Below are 25,545 nucleotides of genomic sequence, written 5' to 3'. Positions count from 1 at the left end.
TTATGCGTGAAGCCGCCGAAGCCGGGTTGTCCGGCTGGCGGTACGAAGCCCTACCGTCCTCGCTGGAGGTGAGCGACATATGACGGCCCAAGCCCCGCAGCCCGAGCCTCTGACGATCGCGGCCGGGGGCGCGTACGCGGCCCGGCTGGTCGCCCGGGACGGCGGTGACGGCTGGTGCCCCGAGCGCTGGACGCTCGACGGCCCGGAGCCGTACGCGGTCCGGCTGCCGGGCGGCCAGCCCGAGGAGCCCGACAGCCCGCTGGTGCCGCTGGCCGACGGGCGGGTGCTCATCAGCCGCCGCGCGGCCGGCCGCCACCACTTGGCGCTCCTCTACCCGTCCGGCCCCGACACAGGCGAACTGCCGCTGGGCGCCGTGGAGTCGCGGAGCCTGACGCTGCTGCCGCCCGCCCCGGACGGAGTGCGGGTGTACGCGCTGGCGCCGCGGGGGGACGGCACCGGAACGGCGCTGTGGCTGGTGTGCGGCGGCGCGTTCGGGCCGGAGCTGGTGACGGTGCTGACCGGCCACTGCTCGGGCGGCGCGTGGCTGGACCCGGCCGGGCGGCTGCTGGCGCTGGACCGCACGGACGAGACCGGGCGCACCCGGACCGTGACGGTGGACGTGGAGCACGGCGGTGAGCCCGCCGAGTTGCTGCGGATCGCCGAGGACAGCGACGACCGGCTGCTGCTGGCCGACCCCGACAGCGGCCTGCTGCTGGTGCGTTCGGACGCTCCGGGCGAGGACCGGATCGGATGGGGCCTGCTGGGCAGCCACCGGCCGGTGCGTTTCCCCGAGGCGCTGCGCCCGGAGGGCGAGGTGCGCCTGACGCCGTTCGCCGTGCAGCCGGGGCAGGCGCTGGTGCCCGAGAGCTGCGGCGTCGCGCTGCGCGTGACCACGGCCGAGGCGGACTGGGTGGCGGTGTGGCGGCCCGCGCACCGCGAGTTGCAGCACCTGCCCGCGCCGGCCGGGTGGCTGGCCGGGACCGGGCGGTGGACGGCCGACGGCGACCTGCTGCTGCCGTATGTCACCGGGGAGGTGCCCTGCGGCCTGGCCCGACTGGCCGTCCCGCCACCCGAGCCGGAGCCGGAGCGGGAGCCCGGGCGCGAGCCGGAGATCCCCGTCGCGCCGGTGGCCGGGGACCCGCCCGGGCCCGCCGGTCCCCCGGAGCCGGCGCCGGAGCCGGTCGCGCCCCCGGCCGTCGCCAAGCCCGTTCCGCTCCAGCAGGCGCCGCTCGCGCGTTTGTGCTGACCCCGGCTGGTGACCCGAGTGACGCGTGGTGCAGCATGGGGGAAACTCGGGTACCTCAGGGGGACGCGTGGCGAATGACGTCTTCGCCGCCTTCGCATCGGCCAAGGGCTTCATGCCGGCCGACGAGGGCCGCGCGCTGTACGAGGCGGCGGTCGAGGTGGCGGCGGGCCTGAGGCTCCCGCTGCTGGAGATCGGCAGCTACTGCGGCCGGTCCACGCTGCTGCTCGCCGACGCCGCGCGCCGCGCGGGCACGGTCGCGGTCACGGTGGACCACCACCGGGGCAGCGAGGAGCAGCAGCCGGGCCAGGAGTACCACGACAAGGACTTGGCCGACCCCCACGACGGCACCCGGATGGACACCCTGCCGTTCTTCCGCCGCACCCTGGCGGCGGCCGGGCTGGAGGAGCACGTCATCGCCGTGGTGGGCCCGTCCCCACGGGCCGCCGCGGCGCTGGGCGGGGGCGGCGGCGGGCGGTTCGGGCTGGTCTTCATCGACGGCGGCCACACCGACGCCCACGCCGGTGCCGACTACGAGAGCTGGGTCCCGCGGCTCGCCGAGGGCGGTCTGCTGGTGATCCACGATGTCTTCCCCGACCCGGCCGACGGCGGGCAGGCTCCCTACCGCGTCTGGCGGCGGGCCCTTGACAGCGGAGCGTTCGCGGAGGTCACCACCTGCCGTTCGCTGCGCGTGCTGAGACGAACGGGCGAGGGCTGTTGACCGGCACCAGGTCACGACCGCATCACAAGCGTGTCGCCTGGGAAACAGTAAGCCCCCTTCCCGGGGACCCGGCGCGTCAACATCCGTACGATGGGGCCTCGCCGAGTCTGATCTGACCAGACCATGACGACAATTACGACGAAGGATCTGACGTGAACAACCGCTCGCTCTCCCGAGGCGACGCAGTAGCGATCGGAGCAGCGGTCCTGCTCTTCATCGCCTCGTTCCTGGATGTCTACAAGATCGAGTTCACCGGCTTCGACGGCAGCAGCGCCAGCGAAGGCGCGAACGCCTGGGAGTCGGACCTCTTCCCGGTGCTCCCCTCGGTCTTCCTGGCCGGCATCCTCGGCGCCGGGCTCATCGTCGGCTCCCGCTTCGTCCCGCAGCCCGACCGGGAGTTCGGCGGACTGAAGCTGAGCCAGTGGGGCGTCGCGCTGGCGGTGACGTCGGCCTGGGCCGCGCTGTGGTCGCTCGGCGGCGGTTACGGTGCGGACGTGGGCGCCGGCCTGATCATCGGCCTGCTGGCCTCTTTGCTGCTGGCGGGCGTCGCCGTGGCCACCCCGCTGGTGCCCGCGCTGAAGGCCCCGCTGACCAGCGGCCCGAGCCCCACCGGCCCGGCCGCGCCGTTCGGCGCGCAGCCGCCCGGTTACGGGTACCCGGCGGCCGGCGGTGCCGCCAACGTGCAGCAGTCGTACCAGCCGACGCAGGCGGTGCCCGCCGCTCCCTCGGGCACCGACCCGAACTTCCAGCCGTTCTGGTTCGCCGTCCCGGCATCCCGGCCGCTGTACGGCGAGGACGGCTCGCCGACCCCGGTCGCGGAGCTGGCCCCCGGCACGTGGTACCTGGCGGTCGAGCAGCGCGGCCAGGCCCTGGTGGCGCAGACCCAGGACGGCCGGCGCGGCGTGCTCCAGGACACCTCCGGCATCCAGCGCGGCTGATCCCGGTAGACGGACGGACACACCTTCACGGACAACGGCGGCGGCCCCGGGCACGGACCCGGGGCCGCCGCCGTTTCCCGTCGATCAGCTTCGACCCGTCGATCAGCCCGGCAGCAGTCGGGTTCGGCGGCAATCAGTCCCGGCAGCAGTCGGGTTCGAGGCCGCGCGGCAGGCGGGCGCCGCCGAAGACGGCCCTGGTGGGCTCGTCGCCGGTGAGCGCGGCCACGGCCAGCAGCACGGACCCGGCGGTCCAGCTCGTCAGCTCGGTCGGCCACACGGCGTCGTCGGCGTAGACGTACCCCGTCCAGTACAGGCCGTCCTCGGCGCGCAGATGGCCGATCCAGCGCAGGATGTCGGTGGCCCGCTCGGGCAGGCCCGCCGCCCACAGCGCGATGGCCAGCTCGGCGCTCTCGCCGCCGGTGACCCACGGTCGGTTGAGCACGCAACGCACGCCGAGTTCGGGCACGACGAAGGCGTCCCAGTCCCTCTCCAGCCTGGCCCGCGCCTCCGCGCCGCACAGGGCGCCGCCAAGGATCGGGTAGTACCAGTCCATCGAGTACCGGGACTTGTCGAGAAAACGCTCGGGGTGGCGGCGCACCGCGTGGCCGAGGCGTCCGGCGGCCAGCTCCCAGTCGGGCTGCGGGGCGCCTTCCAGCTCGGCGAGGGCGAGGGCGCAGCGCAGCGCCTGGTAGATGGAGGACGAGCCGGTGAGCAGGGCCTCGGGCACGGCGGTGCCGTCGGGGTCGCGGCGCCAGCCGAGCTGACCGCCGTCCTGCTGGAGCGCGAGGACGAACTCGACGGCGGCGGAGACCACCGGCCACATCCGGCGGCGGAACAGCTCGTCCCCGGTGGCGAGGTAGTGGTGGAGCACGCCGACGGCCGGGTAGGCGCAGAAGTTGCTCTCCTTGCCCAGGTCGATGGTCTGGTCGGCGTCGCCGTCGGCGTAGGCGGCGTACCAGGAGCCGTCGGCGTTCTGGTGGCGGGCCAGCCACTCGTACGCGGCGGCGGCGCGTTCGTGCTCGCCGGCGCTGTCCAGGGCCATGGCGGCCTCGACATGGTCCCAGGGGTCGAGGTGGTGGCCGCGGAACCACGGGATGGCGCCGTCCGGGCGCTGGGTCGCGGCGATCCCGGCGGCGGTGGCGGCGGCCTCGGCCGCGGTGAGGACTCCGGGCAGGGCGAGCCGTTCGGTGCGCTCCGGGCTTGTCACGCACGCTCCAGGCGGGGCTTGGTGGCGTAGGCCACGAAGCTCTTGCCGAGCAGTGGGTTGAGTGCCTGCTCGGCGACGCGCGTCGCCAGCGGGCGCTTCATGATGTCCCAGACGAGCAGCTTGTGGTAGGCGCGGACGGGAAGCGCCTGGTCGTTGTCGACGCCGAAGGCGCATTTGAGCCACCAGTAGGGCGCGTGCAGCGCGTGGGCGTGGTGGGTGCCGTAGGGGCGCAGGCCCGCCTCGCGGAGCCGGTCGAGCAGCTCCTCGGCGCGGTAGATGCGGATGTGACCGCCCTCGACCTCGTGGTAGGCGTCGGACAGGGCCCAGCAGACGCGCTCGGGGCCGTAGCGCGGCACGGAGACGGCGATCCGGCCGCCGGGGCGCAGCACGCGGACGGCCTCGGCGAGCAGGCCCTTGTCGTCGGGCACGTGCTCCATGACCTCGGAGACGATCAGCGCGTCGAAGCTGTCGTCCGGGAAGGGCAGCGCGAGGGCGTCGCCCTCGATCGCGGTGGCGGAGGCACCCGCGGGGGCCTCGCCGACCTCCTTCATGGCGGCCAGCCAGGAGGCGACATGGCCCACGTCCTTCGCGCTGCGGTCCAGGGCGACGACGTGCGCACCGCGCCGGTAGCACTCGAACGCGTGCCGGCCCTCGCCACAGCCCAAGTCGAGGACCCGGTCCCCCGGCGCCAGCGGGAATCGGGTGAAGTCCACGGTCAGCACGCGGTCAGCTCCTTCGGTGCGCGGGCGTCTCGGCCCGGGCGGTCTTCTCGGCCAGCGCCGCGCGGTAGTGCTCCGCCGTGGCGCGGGCGGCCTGCTCCCAGGTGAAGCGGCGGAGGACGCGGTCGCGGCCCGCGCGGGCGATTCTCGAACGCAGCTCCTCGTCGCCGAGGAGACGCGCCAGGGCGGCGGCCAGGGCGTCCGCGTCGCCGGGCGGCACGGCGAGGCAGGTCTCGCCGTCCGGGCCCGCGACCTCCGGGATGGCACCGCCGGTGGTGGCGACGAGGGGGGTGCCGGAGGCCATGGCCTCGGCGGCGGGCAGCGAGAAGCCCTCGTAGAGGGACGGGACGCAGGCGATCTCGGCACCGCGCACCAGGGCGGCGAGCTCCTCGTCGCTGATCCCCTTGCGGAACTCGACGGCGCGGTGCAGCCCGAAGCGGTCCATCGCGTCGGCGACCGGGCCGGTCGCGGGGCGGTGGCCGACGACGAGGAGGTGGGCGCGGGGGTGCTCGGTGCGGAGCTTGGCCAGTGCCTCGATGAGGTGGACCAGGCCCTTGAGAGGCGCGTCGGCGCTGGAGGTGGTGACGATCCGGCCGGGCACCTTCGGGGTCGCCGGGTCGGGGTGGAAGACGCGGGCGTCGGCGCCGATGGGCACGACGTGCACGCGGTGGGCCGGGACGGCGAAGTCCTCGACGATCTCGCGGCGGGAACAGCCGGAGACGGTGAGCACGGTCGGCAGACGGCGGGCGACACGTTTCTGCATCCGCGTGAAGCCGTACCAGCGGCGCACGGACAGGCGGCGCCCGCGGTCCTCGGCGGCGGCCAGGTCCAGCCGGCGGTCGACCGTGATGGGGTGGTGGATCGTGGTGATCAGGGGCAGGCCGAGGCGTTCGAAGCCCAGCAGGCCGTAGCCGAGCGTCTGGTTGTCGTGCACGACGTCGAAGTCGGCGCGGCGGGCGGCCAGTTCGCGGCGGGCACGGAGGGAGAACGTCAGCGGCTCGGGGAAGCCGCCGGTCCACATGGTGGCGACTTCCAGGACGTCGATCCAGTCGCGGTACTCGTCGCGTTTCGGGGTGCGGAACGGATCGGGTTGCCGGTAGAGGTCGAGGCTCGGCAGCTCGGTGAGGGTCACCCCCTTGTCCAGGACCGGGTACGGCTGCGCGCCGATGACCTCGATCCGGTGTCCGAGCCTGGCCAGTTCGCGGGAGAGATGCCGGACGTAGACGCCCTGGCCGCCGCAGAACGGATTCCCCTTGTAGCTCAGCAGCGCCACGCGAAGGGGGCGATCCACACCAGCCTCAGCCGCCACGCCCGCTCCTTCACTTAGCTGCTACTCGCGGGTACTGAAGATAACGCGCCGTCCGGGAACCGGAATGCGCCGAGTCAGGTGATTATCACCACGTGGGCGCGATGAGTAAACTGCAACCAGTTTCAGAGCCTGCCTCGGGAGCGCCCGTCATGACGACCCGACCCCAGCCCTCCGCTCCCGCGCGCACCGAGCGGCAGCGGGCCCGCAGGCGACGCATCCTCGACGCCAGCACCGCGCTCGCGGCGGCCGGCGGCTTCGACGCCGTGCAGATGCGCGAGGTCGCCGAGGGCGCCCAGGTGGCCCTGGGCACCCTCTACCGGTACTTCCCGTCCAAGATCCACCTGCTCGTGGCCGTCCTGTGCGACCAGCTGGAGCAGCTCCACGAGACGTTGCGGGCGCGCCCGTTGACCGAGCGCGACCCCGGGGACCGGCTGGTGCGCACCCTCAAGCGCGCCTTCCGCGCCCACCAGCGCGAGCCGCGCCTGGCCGAGGCGATGCTGCGGGCCCTGCTGTTCGCCGACGGCTCGGTGCGGGCGGAGGTCAGCGCCGTGTCGCGGGTGACCGCCGCGCTGCTGCGGGACGCCGCGGGCCTGTCCGAGGAGGAGACCGAGCGGAGCCTGAGCGCCCTCCGGGTCATCGCGCACACCTGGCAGTCGACGCTGGTCTACTGGCTGTCCGGGAACATCACGCTCGCCCAGGCCCACCAGGACATCGAAACGGCCTGCCGCCTCGTGAGCCGCTCTTCCGCGCCGATAGAGTGACCGGCATCAGTTCGCCCGCGGCGGGGGAAGCCGGTGCGAATCCGGCGCTGACCCGCAACCGTGAGCGGAGCCGCACCGCCCTGGACGAGCGGCCGGCCCCGCGAGCCGGAGCGCCTGCCCGCGGGCCGCACTGGCCGTTCGGTCGCCCGCCCGGTGACCGGCACCGTCGAGGAGTACGGCGCTGAGCCCGGTGCCCCGCAGCGCGTCGCCGCGCCGTGGTGGTCAGCCGTGCCGGCGGACCAGCACAGCGAAAGGCATCCGCGTGTCCCACCCCCGCCCCGCGCCCACCGCGCGCCGCGCGCGACACACCGCCGCGGCGCTCGCCGGCGCCGCCGTCCTGCTCACGGCCACGGCCCCGGCCGCGCTCGCCGCCGACCCGGACGACCCGTCGTCCGACGCGCTCTTCGGTGCGGCCGACCCGCAGTTCGACGGGGTGTGGCGGCAGTCGATCGCCCTCCTGGCGCAGGACGCGGCCGGCTACGCGCCGGCCGACGAGGCGGTGGACTGGCTGCTCGGCCAGCAGTGCGCGGACGGCTCGTTCCTCTCCTTCCGCGCGGACGTGTCCGCGCCGTGCGACGACGTCACGGCCGCCGACTCCAACGCCACGGCGCTGGCCGTCCAGGCGCTGGCCGCGCTCGGCGGCCACGACGAGGCGGTCTCGTCCGGGCTGACCTGGCTGACCGGCGTGCAGAACGAGGACGGCGGCTGGAGCTACAACCCCGGCGGCGCGACCGACGCGGACTCCACCGGCGTGGTGGTCGGCGCGTTCGCGGCGGCGGGCGAGGACCCGGCCGAGGTGGTCCGCGACGGCAACTCCCCGTTCGACGCGCTGGCCGGGCTCCAGCTCGGCTGCGACGCGCCGGCGGAGGAGCGCGGGGCGTTCGCGTGGCAGCCGGACGAGACGACCGGCGAGCTGTTCGCGAGCGACCTGGCGACGGTGGACGCGGTGCTCGCCTCCTACGGCAGCGGCCTGCTCGTCGCCCCCGAGAGCGTGACGGCGGCGCCGGTCGCGCCGCTGGACTGCGACGGGAACGGGGACGAGGCGGAGGAGACGGGCGAGGCGGACGAGGCGGAGGAGACGGACGAGGCGGACGAGGCCGCCGGTGAGGACGCCTCCGCGCCGCGCGTCGCCTCGGCCTCGGCGGGCGCGGCCCGGCTGGCGGGCCTGCTGGCGGACGGCGAGCAGCACCTCGTCTCCGTCCCTCCCGGCGGCGAGGAGCAGCCGGACTACGCCACCACGGCCAGGGCCGTGATCGCCCTCTCGGCGGGCGGCCACGAGGAGGCCCGCCAGGGCGCCCTGGAGTGGCTGGGCGAGCACCACGGCGAGTGGCCGGATCTGGCGAACAGCCCGGCGTCCCTGGGCATGCTGGTGCTGGCCGCCCACGCCGGCGACGTCTCCCCCGAGGACTTCGGCGGCGCCGACCTGATCGAGCAGCTGAACGCGCTGGGCCCGGCCCCCGACGAGACCCCCGGCGGCGCCGACGGCGCGGCGGACGCGGACGCCTCGGACGACGACTCCGGCGCCGGCGCCCTGACCTGGGTCCTGGCCGTGGGGTTGATCGCCGGCATAGCGATCGGCGTCGTCCTCAGCCTGCGGGCCCGCGCCCGAAGGACCGGCGACCCGGCATGACCCCTCCCCCACCGGCCCGGCGGCCGACCGCGATACCCGGCAGAGCCGCCGCGCTCGTACCGCTCTGTCTCGCCGCGCTCCTCACCGGGCTCGGGGCGGCGCCCGCGTCGGCCGACGACTCCGCGTACCGGTACTGGTCCTTCTGGACCTGGGACGGCGACGAGCGGCAGTGGGCGTACGCCACGCAGGGGCCGGGGACGCTCCGGGTCCGGGACGGTGACGTGCTCGGGTTCCGTTTCGCCGTGAGCGCCGAGTCGTCCGACACCCGGGTCCCGCGCGGGGCGGGCGACTTCGGGGCTGTCTGCGGCGACGGGGGTGAGGGTGCCGACGGGGGCGGCGGCGAACGGGTCGCCCTCGTCATCGACTTCGGCACCCCCGGGGACGCGCCGGGGAGCGAGACACCGCCCGAGGCGCGGACCGAGTGCGCCGAGGTCGACGGCGGCGCCACGGCCGCCGAGGCGCTGGCCGGGGTCGCCGAGCCGCTGCGGTACAACTCCGACGCCCTGCTCTGCGCCATCGCCGGCTACCCGGCCCGCGGCTGCGCCGACCAGCTCTCCGAGGAGAGCGGCGGCGACGCGAGTGACAGCGGCGACGGCGGCGGCTCGGCCGTCGCCGTGCTGGCCGGCACCGGGACCGTGGCCGCGCTGGCCGTCGCGGCCTGGATACGCGCCCGGCGCCGACGGTAGGCATGCCGAACCTCCTCGCCCGGCCGCGCGCGCCCCTGGCCACCCGGAGCAACGCCCTGCACGCGGGCGCCTGGTGGCTGTGGGCGCTCGGCCTGGCCGCCGCCGCGTCCCGCACCACCAACCCGCTGCTGCTGGCCCTGCTGATCACCGTCGCCGGCTACGTGGTCGCCGCGCGCCGCACCGACGCGCCATGGGCGTACGCCTTCGGCTTCTTCCTCGTCCTCGGCGCCCTGGTGATCGCGATGCGGGTCTTCTTCGCCGTCGTCCTGGGCTCCCCGATCGGCGGCACGACGGTCGTGTTCACGCTGCCCGAGGTGCCGCTGCCGACGTGGGCGCGGGGCGTGCGGATCGGCGGCCGGGTGACGGCCGAGTCGCTGGTGTTCGCGTTCGAGGACGGGCTGAAGCTGGCGACCCTGCTGATCTGCCTGGGCGCGGCCAACGCCCTGGCCAACCCCGCCCGCCTGCTGAAGTCCCTGCCCGGCGCGCTGTACGAGATGGGCGTCGCGGTGGTGGTGGCCATGACGTTCGCGCCCCGGCTGGTCGCCGATCTGCTGCGGATGCGGGCCGCGCGCCGGCTGCGCGGGCGCGCCGACCGGGGGGCGCGCGCGGTGATCGGCGTCGCGCGGCCCGTCCTGGAAGGCGCCCTGGAACGGTCGGTCGCGCTGGCCGCCGCGATGGACGCCCGCGGCTACGGCCGGACCGCCGACGTGCCGCCCGCCGTCCGGCGCACCACCACCGCGCTCACCCTCAGCGGGCTGCTGGGCGTGTGCGCCGGATCGTACGGGCTGCTGGCGGCCGAGGGCGCCGGCTACGGGCTGCCGCTGCTGCTCGCCGGGCTGCTGGCCGCCCTCGGCGGCCTGTGGCTGGGCGGGCGGCGCAGCCCCCGCACCCGGTACCGGCCCGATCGCTGGGGCGCGCGGGCGTGGCTGGTGGCCGGTTCGGGAGCGGCCGTCACCGTGCTCGTCGCCTGGACCGGCGGCGCGGACCCGGCCGCGCTCAACCCGCCCGCCGTTCCGCTGACCGCGCCCGCCTTCCCGCCGGGGCCCGCCGCGGCGATCCTGCTGGGGCTGCTGCCCGCGTTCGTCGCCCCGCGCCCGCCGCGCCCCGGCGTCATCTCCGGTACCGAGGAGGCCCGCCCGTGATCCGTTTCTCCCAGGTCTCCGTCACCTACGCGGACGCCGAAGCGCCCGCGCTGGGCCCGGTGGACCTGACCGTGCCCGAGGGCGAGCTGTGCCTGCTCGTCGGCCCGTCCGGCGTCGGCAAGTCGACGCTGCTGGGCACCGTCTCCGGGCTGGTGCCGCACTTCACCGGCGGCACGCTGCGCGGCCGGGTCACGGTCGCCGGGCGCGACACCCGCACCCACCGGCCGCGCGACCTCGCCGATGTGGTGGGAACGGTCGGGCAGGACCCGCTCGCGCACTTCGTCACCGACACGGTCGAGGACGAACTCGCCTACGGCATGGAGTCGTTGGGCCTGCCACCGGCCACCATGCGGCGGCGCGTCGAGGAGACGCTCGACCTGCTGGGCCTGGCCGAGCTGCGCGACCGGCCAATCGCCACGCTCTCCGGCGGCCAGCAGCAGCGCGTCGCCATCGGCTCGGTGCTCACCCTCCACCCGCGCGTGCTGGTGCTGGACGAGCCGACCTCGGCGCTCGACCCGGCCGCCGCCGAGGAGGTGCTGGCCGTGCTCCAGCGGCTCGTGCACGACCTGGGGACGACGGTCCTGATGGCCGAACACCGCCTGGAGCGCGTCGTGCAGTACGCCGACCAGGTGCTGCTGCTGCCCGCGCCGGGAGCCGCGCCCGTGCTGGGCGAACCGGCCGCGATCATGGCCCGCTCCCCCGTGCACCCGCCCGTGGTGGCGCTGGGCCGGCTGGCGGGCTGGGACCCGTTGCCGCTGTCGGTCCGGGACGCCCGCCGCGCCGCCGGGCGGCTGCGCGAGCGCCTCGTCGGCCACGAGCCGGCTGGCGGGGACGGTCCCGCCCGCGGAGCGCCCCTGCTGACCGTCCGCGGCCTGTCCGTTCGCCGTGACCGCGTCGAAGTCCTGCGCGGCGTCGACCTGTTGGTACGGCCCGGTGAGACGGTCGCGCTGATGGGCCGCAACGGCGCCGGGAAGTCCACCCTGTTGGGCACCTTCGTCGGCATGCACCCGCCGGCCGCCGGGAGCGTGGAGCTGATCGGCGGCGTCGTCCCGCACCGCGCCGAGCCGGGCCGGCTCCTGCGGCACGCCGGGCTGGTGCCGCAGGACCCGCGCGATCTGCTGTTCGCCGAGACGGTGGCCGCCGAGTGCGCGGGCGCCGACACCGACGCCGGGGCCGCGCCCGGCACCTGCCGGGCCCTGGTGACCCGGCTGCTGCCCGAAGTGCCGGACGACACCCACCCCAGGGACCTGTCCGAGGGCCAACGGCTGGCGCTCGCGCTGGCGGTGATCCTCACCGCCGCGCCGCCCGTGCTGCTGCTGGACGAGCCGACGCGCGGCCTCGACTACGCCGCCAAGGCGCGCCTGGCGGGCGTGCTGCGGGAGTTGGCGGCGGCCGGGCACTGCGTCGTGCTGGCCACGCACGACGTGGAGCTGGCCGCCGAACTCGCCCACCGCGTCGTGGTACTGGCGGACGGCGAGGTCGTCGCGGATGGACCCACGGCCGAAGTGGTCGTCGCCTCGCCGTCGTTCGCCCCGCAGGTGGCCAAGATCCTGGCTCCGCAGGGATGGCTGACGGTGAATCAGATCCAAGCGGCCCTCGACGGCCTCCCGGACGCGGCATGACGGATCCCGACTTGACCGGTCCCGGCACCACCGGTCCCGCGGCCGGAGCGCGGCGACCGGCGCGACCGGTACGGCCGGTACGGCTCGGCCCGCGCTCGGCCGCCGCGCTGGCGCTGGTCTCGGCGACCGGCGTGGTCGCGTTCGGCTGGCCGCTGCTGGCGAGTTCGTCGTCCGGGCTCGCCCACTCCTCGGACGCGCCCTGGCTGTTCGCGCTGCTGCTGCCGCTGCTGCTGGCCGTCGCGGCGGCCACCATCGCGGACACCGGGCTGGACGCGAAGGCCGTCGCGATGCTCGGCGTGCTGGCGGCGGCCGGTGCCGCGCTGCGCCCGCTCGGCGCGGGTACGGCCGGGCTCCAGCCGATGTTCTTCCTGATGGTGCTCGCCGGCCGGGTCCTGGGGCCGGGCTTCGGGTTCGTCCTCGGCTCGGTGTCGATGTTCGCGTCCGCGCTGCTGACCGGCGGGGTCGGGCCGTGGATGCCGTTCCAGATGCTGTCCATGGGCTGGGTGACGATGGGCGCCGGGCTGCTGCCGGGGGGGCGTTCCCTGCGCGGGCGCGGCGAGCTGGCGCTGCTGGCGGCATACGGCGCGGTGTCGTCACTGTTCTACGGCCTGGTGATGAACCTCCAGGGCTGGCCCTACATCGCGGGCATGAGCACCGGCATCTCGTTCGTCCCGGGCGATCCGCTGCCGGAGAACCTGGCCCGTTACCTCTCCTACGTGCTGGCCACCTCGCTCGGCTGGGATGTCCCGCGCGCGCTGCTCACCGTGGTGCTCATCCTGACCTGCGGCGCGACCGTGCTGCGGGCCCTGCGCCGGGCGACGCGGCGGGCGGCGTTCGACGTGCCCGCGCGCTTCGAGGACTGACAGCGAGCCGCCGCCGGGCGGGGTCGGCGGCTCAGGGCTCGGTCGTCATCGATTCCAGCATCGCGCGGGTGGCGTGGCCGTAGACGCCCTCGGGGTCGCCGGTCACGCCGTTCCCCTCCTGGAAGCGGGCCACGGCGCGGCGGGTCTCGTCGTCGTACCGGCCGTGCAGCCCGCCGTTGTAGGCCCAGTCGAGCTGCCGCAGCCGCCGCTGGAGCTCGGCGACCTCGGAGCCCCGGTCGCCCTCGCTCAGCACCGGGGCGTCGTTCGCGTCAGGCGTCGGATCGGTGGTCGGCCCGCCCGTCTCCGTCGAGGGGGGCGGCGGATCCGGATCGGCCGTCCCGGTGGACCCGCCGGCCTCCGACGGCCCGGCGGTCACCGGTGGGACGGCGTCCTCGCCCCGGCCCGCCCCGCCCTCCGTCCCGGGCGGCTCGGCGTCCCCGGTCGGGGTCTCGTCCCGCACGCCGTCCGGGTCGGGCAGCGCGTCAGCGCCGTCGGGCAGGGACAGACTGGGCCCGTCCTCGTCGTGCCCCGCCCGGCCGTAGCCGCCGAGCAGCGAGGCGGCGAGCGCGGTGCAGCCCACCACCGCCGCCACGGCGCCCCCGGCGGCGGCGGCGATCCGGGCCCGCTGGCGCGGCTTGCGGTGTGAGGCGTACGGACGGCGCGGGCCGAAGAACAGCGGGTCGCCCGGCTCGTCGAACAGCGCGACGTCGGCGGGATCGGGACCGTGCTGCGGCGGCCCGACCGGGCGGGAGAGGGAGTGGGTGAGGCACTCGCAATCCGGCTCACCGTTCGGCCGTACCGCGCGACCACAGATCAGGCAGTCGAGCTGGTCGGCCATCACGCCCTCCCCACCGGTCGATTGGCAGCGATTATGCACCACCCGTCCGGGCGACGCCGGGGCCTTCCTCAACAAGCCGATTCCGTCATATCGGGTCAAGGTAACCGCAAGGAAGTGCGACCACCCAGAAGCGTTCGAAGCGCGCGGATCATCGCGAGGAGGCGCCCATGGCCCAGGCGAGGCCCTCCCCTCCGATCGGCCCGGAGCCGTCCGGGCCGTCCGGGGCGGGCGGGCCGGGCGGGCCGGGCGGGGCACACCCGCGGCACGCTGTGGCTGTCACTCGGCGCGCTGCCGCTGGGCCTCTCCCTGGCCGCGCTCGACCAGACCATCGCGGCCACCGCGCTGCCCACGATCGTCAGCGACCTCGACGGTCTCGACCACCTCTCGTGGGTCGTCACCGCCCATCTCCTCGCCTCCACCGCGGGCACCCCGTTGTGGGGAAAGCTCGGCGACCAGTACGGCCGCGAGAGGCTCTTCCCGACGGCAATCGTGATCTTTCTCATCGGCTCGGCGCTGCGCGGTCCGGCCCGGAACATACCCGGGCCGATCGGTTTCCGCTTCCTCCAGGGGCTGGGCGCCGGCGGGCTGATCGTCCTGTCGATGGCGATCGTCGGAGACCTCGTGTCGCCCCGCGAACGCGGCCGGCACCAGGGCTGTGCGGCGCGGCGTTCGGGCCACCAGCGTCCTGGGACCGCTGCTCGGCGACTGGTGGGGACCGGACCGGCCGCGCGATCCGTCGGAGCTGGTGAGCGGGACTTGAGCGCGGAGCTGAACGGGGCGCCCGGCCGGAGGTGACCGGATCGGTGGAAATCGGTGGCGCACGAGGGGTGGCGCGAGAGGGCCCCCGTTTTGTACCGTGGAAGAACAAAGTGGTTCCGCCCGTGTCCCCGACCAGATTCGGGCGGGGCCACTGGCTTCCTTCCCCGCTCTCCCCGCCTTTCCCAACCGCTCCGCCCCCTCCGCCCCCTCCGCCGCGACACGGAGCGCCACCGCGATGCCCACGTCCCCCAGCCACCGCCGGGAGGTGCCCCCCATGGCTTCGCTGACCGCCCGGGCCCTCCTGCTGGACATGGACGGCACCCTGGTGAACTCGGAGGCCGTCGTGAACCGGGTCTGGCGCGAGTGGGCCGAGGAGATGGGCCTCGACCCCGGCCGGGTGCTCGCGGTCATGCCCGGTCGCCAGGGCCACGCCACCATGGCCGAGGTGCTCCCCGACCGGCCGATGGAGCTGAACCACGCGGACAACGCCCGCATGCTCGCCAAGGAGATCGCCGATCTGGACGGCATCGTCCCCGTCCCCGGCGCCCCCGCGTTCCTGGCCGCCGTCGCGTCCGTCCCGCACGCCCTGGTCACCTCGGCCGACGCCCCCCTGACGAAGGCCAGGATGGCGGCGGCCGGACTGCCGCTGCCGGACGTCCGGGTCACGGCGGAGTCGGTCAGCGCGAGCAAGCCGGACCCGGAGGGATTCCTGAAGGGCGCCGCCGAGCTGGGCGTCTCCCCGGCGGACTGCGTCGCCTTCGAGGATTCCCCCGCGGGCATCGCGGCTGCCCGGGCGGCGGGCATGCGCGTGATAGGCATCGGCCCCCGGGCCGTCGCCCAGTCCCCCACGGCCTGGGCGGACACCCTCCACCAGGTCCGGGCCGAGCCGCTCCCCGACGGCTCGGTCCACCTGACCGTGCGCGCCCGAGCGTGCGTGTGAGCTCGCGCGCGACCGCGCTCAGCCCATGATCGCCTCGTAGAAGCTGAACCCGGCGAGCACCAGCATCACGACCGCCGCGACCCGCGTGATCAGGTGCAGCGGCACCCGCCTCAGCAGGGCCCGGCCGCCCAGGATGCCGAGACCGGCCACCGCCCACAGGGCGAGCACCGCGCCGATCGCCACCGAGAGCGGGTCGTCGTAGCGGGCGGCCAGGTTCGCGGTCATGATCTGGGTGATGTCGCCGAACTCCGCGACCAGGATCAGCGTGAAGCCGCTGCCCGCCACCCGCCAGAACGACGGGGCGGCCGGCTCCTTGACCTCCTCGTCCCCCTTCTCGTCCCCCTCCTCGCCGCCCGTCCGCGACTCCCGCAGCAGGAGCAGCGCGCCGCCCAGGAAGAGTGCCCCCACCACCGCCCGCAACGGCCGCTGCGGCAGCAGCGTCAGCACGCTCCCCGCCGCGACGGCCAGGGCGACATGCACGACGAACGCCGCCGCGACGCCCGCGAAGACGTAGGAGGCACGGAAACGGGTGCCGAGGACCAGGCCCGCGAGGGCGGTCTTGTCGGGAAGCTCGGCCAGGAAGATGACGCCGAAGACGACGGCGGCGACGGAGAAGCTGAACACGGCGGATCCTCAATCGAACTCGGGCCACCGTGCCACAGGTCCGCGGGGATGCGGGGCTTCGGCACGGCAGCGTCCATGACACTGTCGGCCGAAGGTCTCGCTGGCGGCGGGCCGCGGCACGCGGTCCCTCCGCTCCGGGCGCCGGGTCCGTCGCCGCCCGCCATGGGCGGCGGGCGGCGACGGGCCAGTATGTCGACGGTCCGGCGAAGAGCTACTCCCCTTCAGACCCCTCCACTGTAGAGGGCCCTCGGTATGCGGCCCTCACGTGTATACGGCCCTCACTCGCCCTCGAACGGGACCGTGAAGCAGGCCGCCCGGTCACCGGCGGTGCCCGGCGTCCCGCCGTCGTGCCCGTGGGAGGTGGCGTGCTCGTGCAGCACGACGGCGTTCGCGCCACCCTCCCGGAACACCCAGTCCTGCTCGGCCACCGCGTAGCCGAAGCCGAGCGCGTTGGCCGTGATGTCGAGCCAGACCTCGTTCTGCGGCGTGGCCGCGCCCGCCACGTTCTGATAGTGCGGCCCGGAGGCCGCCGGGTCCGCGCCGCAGGGGGCCGTGTGGACGTGCGTGCCGTACGTGTGGCCGGGCACCAGACCGCCGACGACGACCTTGATCGTCGTGCGGCCCTCCCGCACCGCCTCGGTGACCAGGATCACGGCGCCCTCCGGCACCAATTCCTCGTCATACGTGACCGCTTCCGGCACTTCAGCCGTCGCGGCGGCCACCGACCGGAACTGCCCGAAAGACACGAGCCCGCCCGTTCCAGGACCGTCCGCGGCGACCGCGGTCCCCGCCGTCGCCAGCACCGCGGTCATCGCGACCGCCCCCGTGACCATTGCCTTCATCACTTGCTCCCTTGGATGGTCGTTCACCCCGTGGGCAGCACCCTGCCCGTACCGGATCCTGAGACACCCGCCACACGCACCCGCATGCGCCGGGCGAAGGACACAGGCGTACGCTGTACGGCGGAACCAACACGCGCAAGACCGCGTCCTGTCCAGTCACGCGGATGGCATCGAACAACAGGGGAAACGGGGATCAAGTGCAGGAGACCTTGGGGATACTGCTCTACGCCCCCTGGATCTACGTGATCATCGCGGTGTCCGTCCTGCTGGATGTCTTCGTGCCCGTGCTTCCGAGCGGCGCGCTGGTGGTGACGGCGGCGACCATCGCCGCGGGCACCGCGGCCGACGTGGCCGGAATCTCCTCGCCCTACCCCGACAGCCGGCTGCCGCAGCTCTTCCTCCTCGTGCTCTGCGCCACCACGGCGTCGATCGTCGGCGACCTGCTGGCGTACCGTCTCGCCCTGCGCGGCGGGCGCCGCTTCGGCCACGCCATCGCCCGCTCCCGCCGCCTGTCCGCCGCCCAGAAGCGGCTGGAGGCCGCCCTCAGCCAGGGCGGCGGCCCGCTGGTCGTGCTCGCCAGGTTCGCCCCGGCCGGCCGCGCCGTCGTCAGTCTCGGAGCGGGCGTGGCCCGCCGCCGGGCGCGGGACTTCCTGCCCTGGTCCGCGCTGGCCGCCGTCGTGTGGACCTGCTACAGCGTCGGCGTCGGCTACCTCGGCGGTCAGCTCCTCGGCGCGAGCTGGTTCAGCACCGGCCTCTCCCTGATCGCCCTCGCGGCAGCCGGCATCGTCGCCGCCCGCGTCCTGCGCCCGGCCGTCACCGACCCCCCGCCCACCGGCCCCTAGGACCGCCCACCGGCCCCTGGGGCTGCCACCGGCCCCTGGAGACACCGCCTAGCCCGGAAGCCGGCCGATGCCGCCGTACCAGGAGACGTCGGCGTGGTCGGGCCGCTGCTCCTCGGGTTCGGTGGCCCGCCAGTCGGAGACGACCTGTACGCCCGGCTCCACCATCTCCAGCCCCTCGAAGAACTCGGTGAACCGCTCCCGGCCGCGCAGCGTCAGCGGCACGCCCTGCGAGCGGTAGGCGCTCTGCACGCCCATCGCCGCCTCGGGCGCGATGTCGGCGGTGGCGTGCGACAGGATGAAGTGACTGCCGGCCGACGCGGCCTCGCGCAGGGTCCGCATGATGCCCGCCGGGTCCTCCTCGTCCCCGACGAAGTGCAGCACGGCCACCGCGAGGATTCCGACGGGCCGGTCGAAGTCGATCAGCGCCCGGGTCTGCGGGTGGTCGAGAACGGTGCGCGGCTCCCGGATGTCGCCCCGGATGACGGCGGTCCGCGCGTCCTTGGCGAGCAGGGCGCTGCCGTAGACCAGGACGATGGGGTCGTTGTCGACGTAGACGACGCGGGCGTCGGGATCGGCGGCCTGCGCGACCTGGTGCACGTTCTCGGCCGTGGGCAGGCCGGAGCCCAGATCGATGAACTGTCTTATCCCGGCCTCATGAACGAGATACCGCACGGCCCGCCCGAGGAACTTCCGGTTCTCCCGGGCGGCGGTGCGCAGCATGGGAAACGACGTCAGCGCCTTCTCGGCGGCTTCGCCGTCGACCGTGTAGTGGTCCTTGCCGCCCAGCAAGTAGTCGTACATCCGGGCGGAATGCGGCTGGTCGGTCCGCGGATCGAGCGGCGAGCGGTCCTCCACGCGGGTTCTCCCTCGGCTCCAGAATGGATCAACAGCCCGCAGAATAACGTTCGTTGATCATTCCTACGAACGTCCCCGGCATATTCCGGCCGCGGTCGGCCGCGTCACTCCGGGTCGATAAATCGGCCCACCCATAACACCGCGCCGCACAACACCGCGCCGCGCGGCGGGCGTCAAGGATTCCGGCACGCGATGTCCCCGCGCTGCCCTGGTGATTGCCATGATTGCCGTGATCGCCCGGTCCGGGCCGACGGGTGTCACCGCCGCGTCCGACCGGCTCCGCCGGGTCGGGTGAAGGGGGACGACAGGGTGGGTGCAGACGGGTTCGAACCGCCGACATCCGCCTTGTAAGGGCGGCGCTCTACCGCTGAGCTATGCACCCGGGATCGCGCCACAGCCTACACGGCCGCCCGTGAGGCCGGGGCTGGTGGGAGAATGGCCGCCGGGGAGCACCTGGCCGGTTTACGTGGGGAGTAGGGCACGTGGCAGCGACGCGCAGAGCGAGGGATCTGGCCGCTTCGGTGCTGCTGCCGCCACTGCTGCTGCTCGCCGTCCTGCCGGCGGCCTTCGCCGGGGCCGGGGCGCGGCGCTGGGGACGCGGGCGGGTGGAGGAGCTGCGGGCGGACGCCCAGCGGGCCAAGGACGCCGCCGCCGACGCCTTCTACGAGCTGGACAGCGCGCAGCGCGATCTGCGGATCACCGTGGAGACCATCACCGCCGCCGACGACACCCGGCAGGCCGCGCTCGCCGCCGCCGACTTCGCCGCCTTCGGGCAGCGCGTCGACCGGGTCAGCCAGGAGTACATCGCCGTCGTGGACGCGCACGACCTCGACAGCGGCGCCCTGGACGCCGGAGCGGCGGCCCGCGCCCGGCAGGAGCTGCTGCGCGTCCGGGACGAGCTGACGCGCGCCCGCGAGGAGCTGGAGCGGTTCGGGCGCGGGCTCGGGCCGCTCGCCGAGCGGGCCGAGTCGCAGCTCGCGCAGGTCGCCCCGGCCGTGGAGCGCGCCCGGCAGGCGCTGCGGGCGGCGACCGGGGCGCTGGACGGCGCCCGCGCCGCCGGGCTGCCGGCCGACGACCTGGCCGCCGCGCTCGCCGCGCTCGGCCCGGAGCTGCGGCTGCTCAACGAGGGCGCGGGCCGACACGGCATCAAGCCGACGATCCGCCGCGCCGAGGACGTGCGGCGGCGGGCCGAGACGATCGCCGCCGAGGCGCGGCGGCTGCCGGGGCTGGCGGCCGAGATCGACAAGCGGCTGTCCAGCCTGCGCACCCGCGCCGAGGCCATCACCACCCGCGCCGGGAACGTCGACCCCGTGCTGAGCGAGCTGCGCCGCCGCTTCAGCGCCGCCTGCTGGCAGGACCTGCGGGGGGTGCCCGGGCAGGCGGCCGAGTCCGTGCGGCAGGCGCACGAGGTGCTGGCCCGCGCGCGGCGGGCGCGCGAGGAGCGGCGGTTCGCCGAGGCCACGGTCCTGCTCCAGGACGTGCACGCGCTGCTGGGCCGCACCGACGAGGCGGTATCGGCGGCCGGGGAGCGGCTGCGGCGGCTCAACGAGGTGTCGTTCGACCCGAAGCGCGAGATCGAGAAGACCCGGTTCGTGGTCCGCGACGCGCAGCGGCTGGCGATGACCGGCCGGACGTTCCCCGAGCCGCGCCACGCCCGGCCGCTGGACGCGGCGGTGGAGCGGCTGGAACGGGCGATCGAGACGCTGGAGAGCGGCGGGCGCCACCCGGACTACTGGCTGTTCTTGACCGAGACCGAGGCCGTGCGGGGCATGGTCGCGGCCGTGGTGGAGACGATCCGGTCCGGGCGTTAAGAACCCTCCCGGACGGGTACGCGGAGTGCTCCCGACCGAGGACGGTCGAGTGACCGAGGAGGACGGTCGAGCAGGCCGAGCGAGAGCGCCGAGGAGGAGCGCCATGCCCGCATCACTGGTCGGCACCAACGCGCGCGGAGAGCCGCGCCTGCCGCACACCGGGCCGCGCGCCCTGCTGCGGCGGACCAGGCTGGACGAGCACCTGCCCGCGGACCGCCGCCTGAGCCGCGTCTACCGGATCGGCGCCGGGCTGGTGGGCCTGGGCCTGGTGATCTTCGGCGTCCTCGGGCTGACGGAGAACATCGGCATGTTCGACACCCGCGACGACAGCGTCTGGGGGCTGAACACCAACGGCGCGCTGGGCTGGCTGTCGATCGTCGTCGGCCTGCTGCTGTTCGGCGGCATGGTCAAGGGCGGGAACTTCGCGTCCACGCTCAACATGGTGCTCGGCGTCGCGTTCATCCTCAGCGGCTTCGTCAACCTGGCGCTGCTGGAGACCGACGCCAACATCCTCAACTTCCGCATGCCGAACGTGATCTTCAGCTTCGCCGTCGGCCTGCTGCTGATGACGTTCGGCATGTACGGCCGGGTCAGCGGCCGGCTCCCGCACGACAACCCCTACTGGCGGGCGCGGAATCCCGGGGCGGCGGGCGAGGAGCGGCGGCACCGCGAGCTGGTCGAACGGCGCCGCCGCGAGCTCACGACCCCGCCGACAGGGCGGCCACCCGCCGCAGGAGGGTCCGCAGGATCTCCTCCCCGCATCTGACGCCGTGCGAGGACAGCGCCACGACGTGCGGCGCCGCCCAGCCCGTCGAGGCCAGCTCGCCGTGCCCGGGGCGCCAGCCCTCGTGGGCGGCCAGCAGCAGGTCGGCGTCGAGCAGCGAGTCCCCGGCCGCCAGCACCGTACGCGCCCCCGTTCGCCGGACGATCTCGGCGACGGCGGCGCTCTTGGTCAGCGGGCGCGGCACGGCGTAGAGCTTGCGGCCCTGGAGCGAGACGGTCCAGCCGAGCGGCTCGGCCCAGGCGGCCAGCTCCTTGGGCCAGCTGTCCGGCATCAGGGCGCGTTCCACCACGAGGTAGGTGAACAGCTCTTCCGCCTCGCGCTCCTTGAGCAGCCAGGCCGGGCCGGCGGTGCGGTTGAGGTGGTCGCGGACCTCCTCCAGCGGAGCGCAGTCGGCGGCCAGCGCCTGGCGGACCGACGTGTTCCAGTCGTAGTCGGTCCGGCCGTCCACCAGCAGGTGGCCGCCGTTGGCGCAGATCGCGTACCGCGGCACCGGGCCGGGGAAGTTGATCCGGCGGTACTGCTTGCGGGTGCGGGTGGTGGTCGGCACGAAGAAGGCGTCCGGGTGCGCGGCCAGCTCCGCGATCATGCGGCCCGCGGGCTCGGTGATGAACGACTGCGGCCGGGCCTCGTGCACTTCGACACTGAGCAGCCGGGGCGCCTCGGCGTCCGGCATGTCCAGGCCCAGGGCGGCCCCGGAGTAGATGAGGGTGCGGTCCAGATCGGTGGCGACGAGAGTGGTCACTGTGCGGCCTTTCCGTCGGCACCGGTGGCGCCCTTGGTGTAACGGGGGTGGATGAGCCCGACGCAACTGTAGGGCAGGTCGTCTGTCTCCTCGACCGGCACCCCGCGCTGGCCCGCCAGCAACCGGATGTGATCCAGATCGGCCCCCGCGCCACGCCGCGCGAGAACGCGCCAGGGCACGCGGCGCAGCAGGACCCGTGTGGTCTCGCCCACACCGGGCTTGACGAGGTTCACGTCGCCGATGCCGTACTCCTCGCTGATCCGCTCGACCGCCCGCCAGCCCTCCCAGGTGGGGGTGCGGTCGGCGGCCAGCAGGGCGGCGGTGTCGGCGGCCACGCCCTCGGCCAGGCCGGGGTCGGTGAAGCGGGCGCCGACGACATCGAGGAAGTGGTTCGAGACGTCGGCGCCGGCCAGGTCGCGGTAGTGCTTGGCACCGTGGAAGTCGTCGGGACCGACCAGGTCGGCGCGGAGCACCGTGCGGGAGATCAACCCGGACACCGTGGAGTTGAGGCAGGCGGAGGGGATGAGGAAGTCTTCGCGGGTGCCGAAGGTGGTGACGCAGCCGCCCGGGTCGGCCAGCACGGCCAGGCCGGGGTCGAAGCCGGGGAACCCGGCGAGCGCGTCGGTGAGTTCCCGGGTGATGGCGCCCTTGCCGGTCCAGCCGTCCACGAAGACCACGTCGGCCGGGTCGTGGTGGGCGGCCAGCCAGCGCAGCGCGGTGGTGTCGATGCCCTGGCCGCGCACGATGGAGACGGCGTAGTGCGGCAGGTCCAGGCCGTGGGCGTGCTGGGCCCAGCGGCGCATCAGGATGCCGACGGGCGTGCCGGCGCGCGCCAGCGACACCAGCACGGGCACCCGGCCGGCGCGCTCGGCGAGCACGGCCTCGGTGACGGTGCCGACCGCGCGGGCCACCCGGTCCGCCGAGGCGTCGAGGGCCGTGTGGAAGAGCCGCTGGTACTCCTCGCTGGGCTGGAACTCCACGGGCAGCGACTCGGCGTAGTGCGCGCCGCCGGACTGGATGGCCTCCTCCCGCTCCTCGGCCGGGGCCTCCAGCGTGACGTCGGACAGGTCCTGGAGCAGCCAGCCGACCTCGTCGGGCGCGTAGGAGGAGAACGCCGGGCCGCGCAGCGGCGCCGGCAGATCGCCGCCGCGCGGCGCCGAGAGGAGCGGCGCGGGCAGCGCGGGCACCACGGCCAGCAGCAGGTGCGGGGCGTGGGCGCCGAGCGTCGCCAGCAGGCCGTCGGCGGCACGGAGTTCGGGGGTGTCCCCGGCGGAGTCGGTGACCAGGACGATCGCGTCCCAGTCCTGCCCGGCGACGTTGTAGGCGTAGCGCGGGCCCGGCCCGTCGGCGGGCGCGTCGTGCGCCGGGAAGCCGAGGCGGGTGCGGATCGCGTAGCCGGGGTCGTCGACCGCCAGCACCGGGGAACGGGTGGTCGTGGAGAAATACGCCTCGACACCGGCCGCTTCCCGTTCCAGCGCGGCGGCCAGCCGCAGCGGAACGTAGATCAGCTCCTCGGTGCCCAGCACCAGCACCCGCCGGGCGCCCGGCGGCAGCGCGGCGGCCAGCCGCCCGCCCGCGCCCGGCAGCGCGTCCTCCAGCCGCGCGCGGTCGGCGGGCGTGAAGCCGTGCCGCCCGCCGTCCGGCAGCCCGTCCGGCCAGCCGAGCTCGACCCGCACCGACCGCGCGGCGAACCGCCCCTGGATATCCGTCACTTCGGCCTCCTGTCCGGCGACGAGGGCGGCGCCGCGCTCCAGTACGTCCGCGGGCAGCCCGACCCGGCCGCGCGCCAGCGCGGTGACCTCGACGGTGGCGCCGAGGTCGGCGGCGAACTTCTCCAGCGCGGCGCGCTCGGTGTCCGTGCGCATGTCGACCAGCGCGGCGACCACGTACCGCTGCCGGGGCCACCGGCGGTGCAACGCCTCAATGGTGTTGCGCACGGTCCGGCCGGTGGACAGCTCGTCGTCCACCAGCACCAGCGGCCCGCCCCCGGCGAGGAACGCGGGGTCGGTGGGCAGCAGCAGATGCGAGGTGTGGTGGCTGTGCTCCTCCTCGAAGCCGCCGACCGGCTCGACACCCGGCACCGGGCGGCGCGTCGAGTGCAGATACGCGACGCCGCCGAGGCCGTCGGCCACACAGTGCCCGAGGCCGGTCGCGGTCTCCGCGTAGCCCAGGACGACGGCCTCGCGCGCCGCCGCCTCGCCCAGCAGCGCGGCGACGCGGCGACCGAGCTCGACACCGGTGCCATGGACGACCGCCGGGCGCTGCGGGATGTGCTTGCCCAGCACCTGGGACACCAGCAGGTGGGCGCGCTTCGGGTTGCGCCGCAGGGCGAGGCCGAGCAGCTCGCGCACGCCGTCGCCGCTGAGCCGCACGCCCAGCCGCCGCGCCACCCACTCGCCCGTCCATATCGGGTCGCGGGCGCTCATTCGATGCCCGCCCCGAGCAGGTCCACGAAGTCGACGCCGTCCCGGGCGACACCGAACATCTCGGCGCGCAGGGCGGTCCGTTCGGCCCAGGCGCGGTGCGGCTTCACCTCGTTCATCTTGTTCGTGTAGGCGGAGCGGAGCACGCCGCCGCCGTCCGGGCCGGTGCCCAGGATGTCGGCCGCGTCGCTGAACTCCTCGTGGGAGACGACGGACAGCGCGTGCACGGGCGCGACGTGGGAGGGGTGGATGCAGGTCTTGCCCATCAGGCCGTTGGCCCGGTCGAGCTCGATCTCCTGGAGCAGGCTGTCCATGTCGCGCTCGATGAGCCGGGTGCGCAGGCCCTCGGCCCGCCCGCTGAACGGGCTGTTGCGCAGCTGCGGCTTGAACATCCGCTCCTGGCCCCGGAAGTACTCCCACACCGGGCCGCTGACCGTGTAGCCGGTGCCGTCGGCGCGCCCGAAGACGTTGACGACGTCGGCGATGACGGAGGCGACGAGGTGAACGTCGTACGCGGTCATCTCGGGGCTGCGGCGCAGCCCGTAGGCGGAGCAGAAGTCGGTGACGCCGAGACGGACGGCCGGTATCCGGTCGCGGTACTTGTCCACCACGCGGGCGGCGGCGGCCAGCCCCTGGGCGCGGGTCTCCAGATGCAGCAGCTCCGGCGACTCCAGCACGGGCATGGCCAGCAGGCGGCGGCCCGACATGACCTCGGCGCCGGTGAGGGCCTCCAGGAAGGCGGGGCCCGAGTCGGCGGTGAACTTGGGGATCACGAAGCCGGTGAGCAGGGCGACGGCCGGGCCCAGGCGGCTGATGAGGCTGGTGATCTGCTCGGGCACGCGGACCCGGACGAAGAGCAGCGGGAGGTCGGCGTGGCGGTCCTCGCGCAGCAGTTTGCGGAACTGCTTGACCAGATTCTCCTCGGCGCCGGGCACCTCGGCGTCGCTGATGGAGTCCTCCAGGCACAGCACCATGGACACCACACCGGCCGCGGCCTGCTTGCGGATGTCGGCGGCGAGGCGGGTGCGGGTGGCCGGACTGTAGAGGGTGGCACCGAGGGCGATGCCCAGGGTCCTGACGGGGGAATCCGGCCCGAATTCGGCCGGCTCCTGGTGGAACAGCGCGCGACGTTGCGCAGGCGAGAGGTGCCCGTAATGCCGCATAGAACTCCCCGACTGTTGACTTGCCCACTCCGGTCGCCCCATTGGCAGCACCGGATCCCTCGGCAATCGTAGGCGGGGCAT

23 protein-coding genes, 1 tRNA gene and 1 pseudogene are annotated in these 25,545 nt (G+C 74.8%); 14 read left to right on the top strand and 11 right to left on the bottom strand.

Going from position 1 to position 25,545, the window contains the following annotated elements:
- Window positions 1–79 precede the first annotated feature (79 nt).
- From OIE51_RS20910 to OIE51_RS20900, 3 genes are all read left to right on the top strand, one after another.
- The gene (locus OIE51_RS20910) at window positions 80–1,246 is read left to right on the top strand and encodes a hypothetical protein (RefSeq protein ID WP_326599275.1); all 1,167 of its coding nucleotides are present in this window, start codon (window positions 80–82) and stop codon (window positions 1,244–1,246) included.
- A 112-nt stretch (window positions 1,247–1,358) separates the two neighbouring features.
- Window positions 1,359–1,964 carry a class I SAM-dependent methyltransferase gene (locus tag OIE51_RS20905; protein ID WP_326600725.1) on the top strand — a complete coding sequence of 202 codons (606 nt, stop codon included), beginning with the start codon at window positions 1,359–1,361 and terminating at the stop codon, window positions 1,962–1,964.
- 152 nt (window positions 1,965–2,116) lie between these two features.
- Window positions 2,117–2,902, top strand: coding sequence for a DUF5336 domain-containing protein (locus tag OIE51_RS20900; protein WP_326599274.1), 786 nt, complete (start codon window positions 2,117–2,119; stop codon window positions 2,900–2,902).
- A 133-nt stretch (window positions 2,903–3,035) separates the two neighbouring features.
- On the opposite strand, the gene OIE51_RS20895 is transcribed toward OIE51_RS20900, so the two are convergent.
- Genes OIE51_RS20895 through OIE51_RS20885 form a run of 3 tightly spaced genes read right to left on the bottom strand, consistent with a single transcriptional unit; the run spans window position 3,036 to window position 6,137 of the window.
- Window positions 3,036–4,109, bottom strand: coding sequence for a prenyltransferase (locus OIE51_RS20895; RefSeq protein ID WP_326599273.1), 1,074 nt, complete (start codon window positions 4,107–4,109; stop codon window positions 3,036–3,038).
- Window positions 4,106–4,831 carry a class I SAM-dependent methyltransferase gene (locus OIE51_RS20890; RefSeq protein ID WP_326599272.1) on the bottom strand — a complete coding sequence of 242 codons (726 nt, stop codon included), beginning with the start codon at window positions 4,829–4,831 and terminating at the stop codon, window positions 4,106–4,108. The genes OIE51_RS20895 and OIE51_RS20890 overlap by 4 nt, the downstream gene beginning before the upstream one ends.
- 4 nt (window positions 4,832–4,835) lie before the next feature.
- Window positions 4,836–6,137 (bottom strand): glycosyltransferase family 4 protein, encoded by a 1,302-nt coding sequence (locus tag OIE51_RS20885; protein WP_326599271.1) that lies wholly within the window; start codon window positions 6,135–6,137, stop codon window positions 4,836–4,838.
- A 149-nt stretch (window positions 6,138–6,286) separates the two neighbouring features.
- On the opposite strand from OIE51_RS20885, the gene OIE51_RS20880 reads away from it, so the two are divergent.
- From OIE51_RS20880 to OIE51_RS20855, 6 genes are all read left to right on the top strand, one after another.
- Complete coding sequence (locus OIE51_RS20880) at window positions 6,287–6,898, top strand: TetR family transcriptional regulator (RefSeq protein WP_326599270.1); 612 nt, start codon at window positions 6,287–6,289, stop codon at window positions 6,896–6,898.
- A gap of 262 nt (window positions 6,899–7,160) precedes the next feature.
- Window positions 7,161–8,528 carry a prenyltransferase/squalene oxidase repeat-containing protein gene (locus OIE51_RS20875; RefSeq protein WP_326599269.1) on the top strand — a complete coding sequence of 456 codons (1,368 nt, stop codon included), beginning with the start codon at window positions 7,161–7,163 and terminating at the stop codon, window positions 8,526–8,528.
- Window positions 8,525–9,214, top strand: coding sequence for an SCO2322 family protein (locus tag OIE51_RS20870; protein WP_326599268.1), 690 nt, complete (start codon window positions 8,525–8,527; stop codon window positions 9,212–9,214). Before OIE51_RS20875 ends, OIE51_RS20870 begins: the two co-directional genes overlap by 4 nt.
- Window positions 9,215–9,216: 2 nt before the next feature.
- Window positions 9,217–10,356, top strand: coding sequence for a CbiQ family ECF transporter T component (locus OIE51_RS20865; protein WP_326599267.1), 1,140 nt, complete (start codon window positions 9,217–9,219; stop codon window positions 10,354–10,356).
- Window positions 10,353–11,978 (top strand): ABC transporter ATP-binding protein, encoded by a 1,626-nt coding sequence (locus OIE51_RS20860; protein WP_326599266.1) that lies wholly within the window; start codon window positions 10,353–10,355, stop codon window positions 11,976–11,978. Before OIE51_RS20865 ends, OIE51_RS20860 begins: the two co-directional genes overlap by 4 nt.
- Window positions 11,975–12,841 (top strand): ECF transporter S component, encoded by an 867-nt coding sequence (locus tag OIE51_RS20855; RefSeq protein ID WP_326599265.1) that lies wholly within the window; start codon window positions 11,975–11,977, stop codon window positions 12,839–12,841. The genes OIE51_RS20860 and OIE51_RS20855 overlap by 4 nt, the downstream gene beginning before the upstream one ends.
- Before the next feature lie 31 nt (window positions 12,842–12,872).
- On the opposite strand, the gene OIE51_RS20850 is transcribed toward OIE51_RS20855, so the two are convergent.
- A complete protein-coding gene (locus OIE51_RS20850) occupies window positions 12,873–13,679 on the bottom strand; it encodes a peptidoglycan-binding protein (RefSeq protein WP_326599264.1) in 807 nt (268 codons plus the stop codon).
- 267 nt (window positions 13,680–13,946) lie between these two features.
- On the opposite strand from OIE51_RS20850, the pseudogene OIE51_RS20845 reads away from it, so the two are divergent.
- Both OIE51_RS20845 and OIE51_RS20840 read left to right on the top strand, forming a co-directional pair.
- Window positions 13,947–14,382, top strand: a pseudogene (locus tag OIE51_RS20845) (MFS transporter); the annotation flags it as partial.
- Between the two features lie 330 nt (window positions 14,383–14,712).
- Window positions 14,713–15,378 carry an HAD-IA family hydrolase gene (locus OIE51_RS20840; protein WP_326599263.1) on the top strand — a complete coding sequence of 222 codons (666 nt, stop codon included), beginning with the start codon at window positions 14,713–14,715 and terminating at the stop codon, window positions 15,376–15,378.
- A gap of 18 nt (window positions 15,379–15,396) precedes the next feature.
- On the opposite strand, the gene OIE51_RS20835 is transcribed toward OIE51_RS20840, so the two are convergent.
- Window positions 15,397–16,002 (bottom strand): TMEM165/GDT1 family protein, encoded by a 606-nt coding sequence (locus OIE51_RS20835; RefSeq protein ID WP_326599262.1) that lies wholly within the window; start codon window positions 16,000–16,002, stop codon window positions 15,397–15,399.
- A 278-nt stretch (window positions 16,003–16,280) separates the two neighbouring features.
- Window positions 16,281–16,844, bottom strand: a complete 564-nt coding sequence (locus tag OIE51_RS20830; RefSeq protein ID WP_326599261.1) for a superoxide dismutase family protein — start codon at window positions 16,842–16,844, stop codon at window positions 16,281–16,283.
- 164 nt (window positions 16,845–17,008) lie between these two features.
- Between OIE51_RS20830 and OIE51_RS20825 the strand changes: the two genes are divergently transcribed.
- Window positions 17,009–17,686 (top strand): DedA family protein, encoded by a 678-nt coding sequence (locus tag OIE51_RS20825; RefSeq protein ID WP_442811979.1) that lies wholly within the window; start codon window positions 17,009–17,011, stop codon window positions 17,684–17,686.
- A 48-nt stretch (window positions 17,687–17,734) separates the two neighbouring features.
- On the opposite strand, the gene OIE51_RS20820 is transcribed toward OIE51_RS20825, so the two are convergent.
- Together OIE51_RS20820 and OIE51_RS20815 are read right to left on the bottom strand one after the other, a co-directional pair.
- On the bottom strand, window positions 17,735–18,541 hold the full coding sequence (locus tag OIE51_RS20820) for an SAM-dependent methyltransferase (RefSeq protein WP_326599260.1): 807 nt from the start codon (window positions 18,539–18,541) through the stop codon (window positions 17,735–17,737).
- Between the two features lie 310 nt (window positions 18,542–18,851).
- Window positions 18,852–18,923: transfer RNA gene (locus OIE51_RS20815), tRNA-Val, on the bottom strand.
- 100 nt (window positions 18,924–19,023) lie between these two features.
- Between OIE51_RS20815 and OIE51_RS20810 the strand changes: the two genes are divergently transcribed.
- Window positions 19,024–20,352, top strand: a complete 1,329-nt coding sequence (locus OIE51_RS20810) for a hypothetical protein (protein WP_326599259.1) — start codon at window positions 19,024–19,026, stop codon at window positions 20,350–20,352.
- 103 nt (window positions 20,353–20,455) lie between these two features.
- Window positions 20,456–21,118 (top strand): DUF4383 domain-containing protein, encoded by a 663-nt coding sequence (locus OIE51_RS20805; protein ID WP_326599258.1) that lies wholly within the window; start codon window positions 20,456–20,458, stop codon window positions 21,116–21,118.
- Here OIE51_RS20805 and OIE51_RS20800 read toward each other — a convergent pair.
- The 3 genes from OIE51_RS20800 to OIE51_RS20790 are packed head-to-tail and all read right to left on the bottom strand — an operon-like array spanning window position 21,051 to window position 25,464.
- Window positions 21,051–21,878, bottom strand: coding sequence for an HAD family hydrolase (locus tag OIE51_RS20800; RefSeq protein WP_326599257.1), 828 nt, complete (start codon window positions 21,876–21,878; stop codon window positions 21,051–21,053). The two genes, OIE51_RS20805 and OIE51_RS20800, sit on opposite strands and share 68 nt — an antisense overlap.
- Window positions 21,875–24,304, bottom strand: coding sequence for a phosphoribosyltransferase (locus OIE51_RS20795; RefSeq protein WP_326599256.1), 2,430 nt, complete (start codon window positions 24,302–24,304; stop codon window positions 21,875–21,877). The genes OIE51_RS20800 and OIE51_RS20795 overlap by 4 nt, the downstream gene beginning before the upstream one ends.
- Window positions 24,301–25,464 (bottom strand): HpcH/HpaI aldolase/citrate lyase family protein, encoded by a 1,164-nt coding sequence (locus tag OIE51_RS20790; protein ID WP_326599255.1) that lies wholly within the window; start codon window positions 25,462–25,464, stop codon window positions 24,301–24,303. Before OIE51_RS20790 ends, OIE51_RS20795 begins: the two co-directional genes overlap by 4 nt.
- Window positions 25,465–25,545 lie beyond the last annotated feature (81 nt).

Source organism: Streptomyces sp. NBC_01803, from assembly GCF_035917415.1.
Lineage (GTDB): Bacteria > Actinomycetota > Actinomycetes > Streptomycetales > Streptomycetaceae > Streptomyces.
Note: the sequence above shows the minus strand (reverse complement) of the source record. Positions and strands in the feature narration are given on the sequence as shown.

Coding starts and splice junctions, on each gene's coding strand:
- OIE51_RS20795 (WP_326599256.1), bottom strand. CDS start 24,304: ATGAGCGCCCGCGACCCGATATGGACGGGCGAGTGGGTGGCGCGGCGG.
- OIE51_RS20790 (WP_326599255.1), bottom strand. CDS start 25,464: ATGCGGCATTACGGGCACCTCTCGCCTGCGCAACGTCGCGCGCTGTTC.
- OIE51_RS20825 (WP_442811979.1), top strand. CDS start 17,009: ATGGCATCGAACAACAGGGGAAACGGGGATCAAGTGCAGGAGACCTTG.
- OIE51_RS20840 (WP_326599263.1), top strand. CDS start 14,713: ATGGCTTCGCTGACCGCCCGGGCCCTCCTGCTGGACATGGACGGCACC.
- OIE51_RS20905 (WP_326600725.1), top strand. CDS start 1,359: ATGCCGGCCGACGAGGGCCGCGCGCTGTACGAGGCGGCGGTCGAGGTG.
- OIE51_RS20865 (WP_326599267.1), top strand. CDS start 9,217: ATGCCGAACCTCCTCGCCCGGCCGCGCGCGCCCCTGGCCACCCGGAGC.
- OIE51_RS20850 (WP_326599264.1), bottom strand. CDS start 13,679: ATGGCCGACCAGCTCGACTGCCTGATCTGTGGTCGCGCGGTACGGCCG.
- OIE51_RS20830 (WP_326599261.1), bottom strand. CDS start 16,844: ATGAAGGCAATGGTCACGGGGGCGGTCGCGATGACCGCGGTGCTGGCG.
- OIE51_RS20855 (WP_326599265.1), top strand. CDS start 11,975: ATGACGGATCCCGACTTGACCGGTCCCGGCACCACCGGTCCCGCGGCC.
- OIE51_RS20805 (WP_326599258.1), top strand. CDS start 20,456: ATGCCCGCATCACTGGTCGGCACCAACGCGCGCGGAGAGCCGCGCCTG.
- OIE51_RS20880 (WP_326599270.1), top strand. CDS start 6,287: ATGACGACCCGACCCCAGCCCTCCGCTCCCGCGCGCACCGAGCGGCAG.
- OIE51_RS20870 (WP_326599268.1), top strand. CDS start 8,525: ATGACCCCTCCCCCACCGGCCCGGCGGCCGACCGCGATACCCGGCAGA.
- OIE51_RS20910 (WP_326599275.1), top strand. CDS start 80: ATGACGGCCCAAGCCCCGCAGCCCGAGCCTCTGACGATCGCGGCCGGG.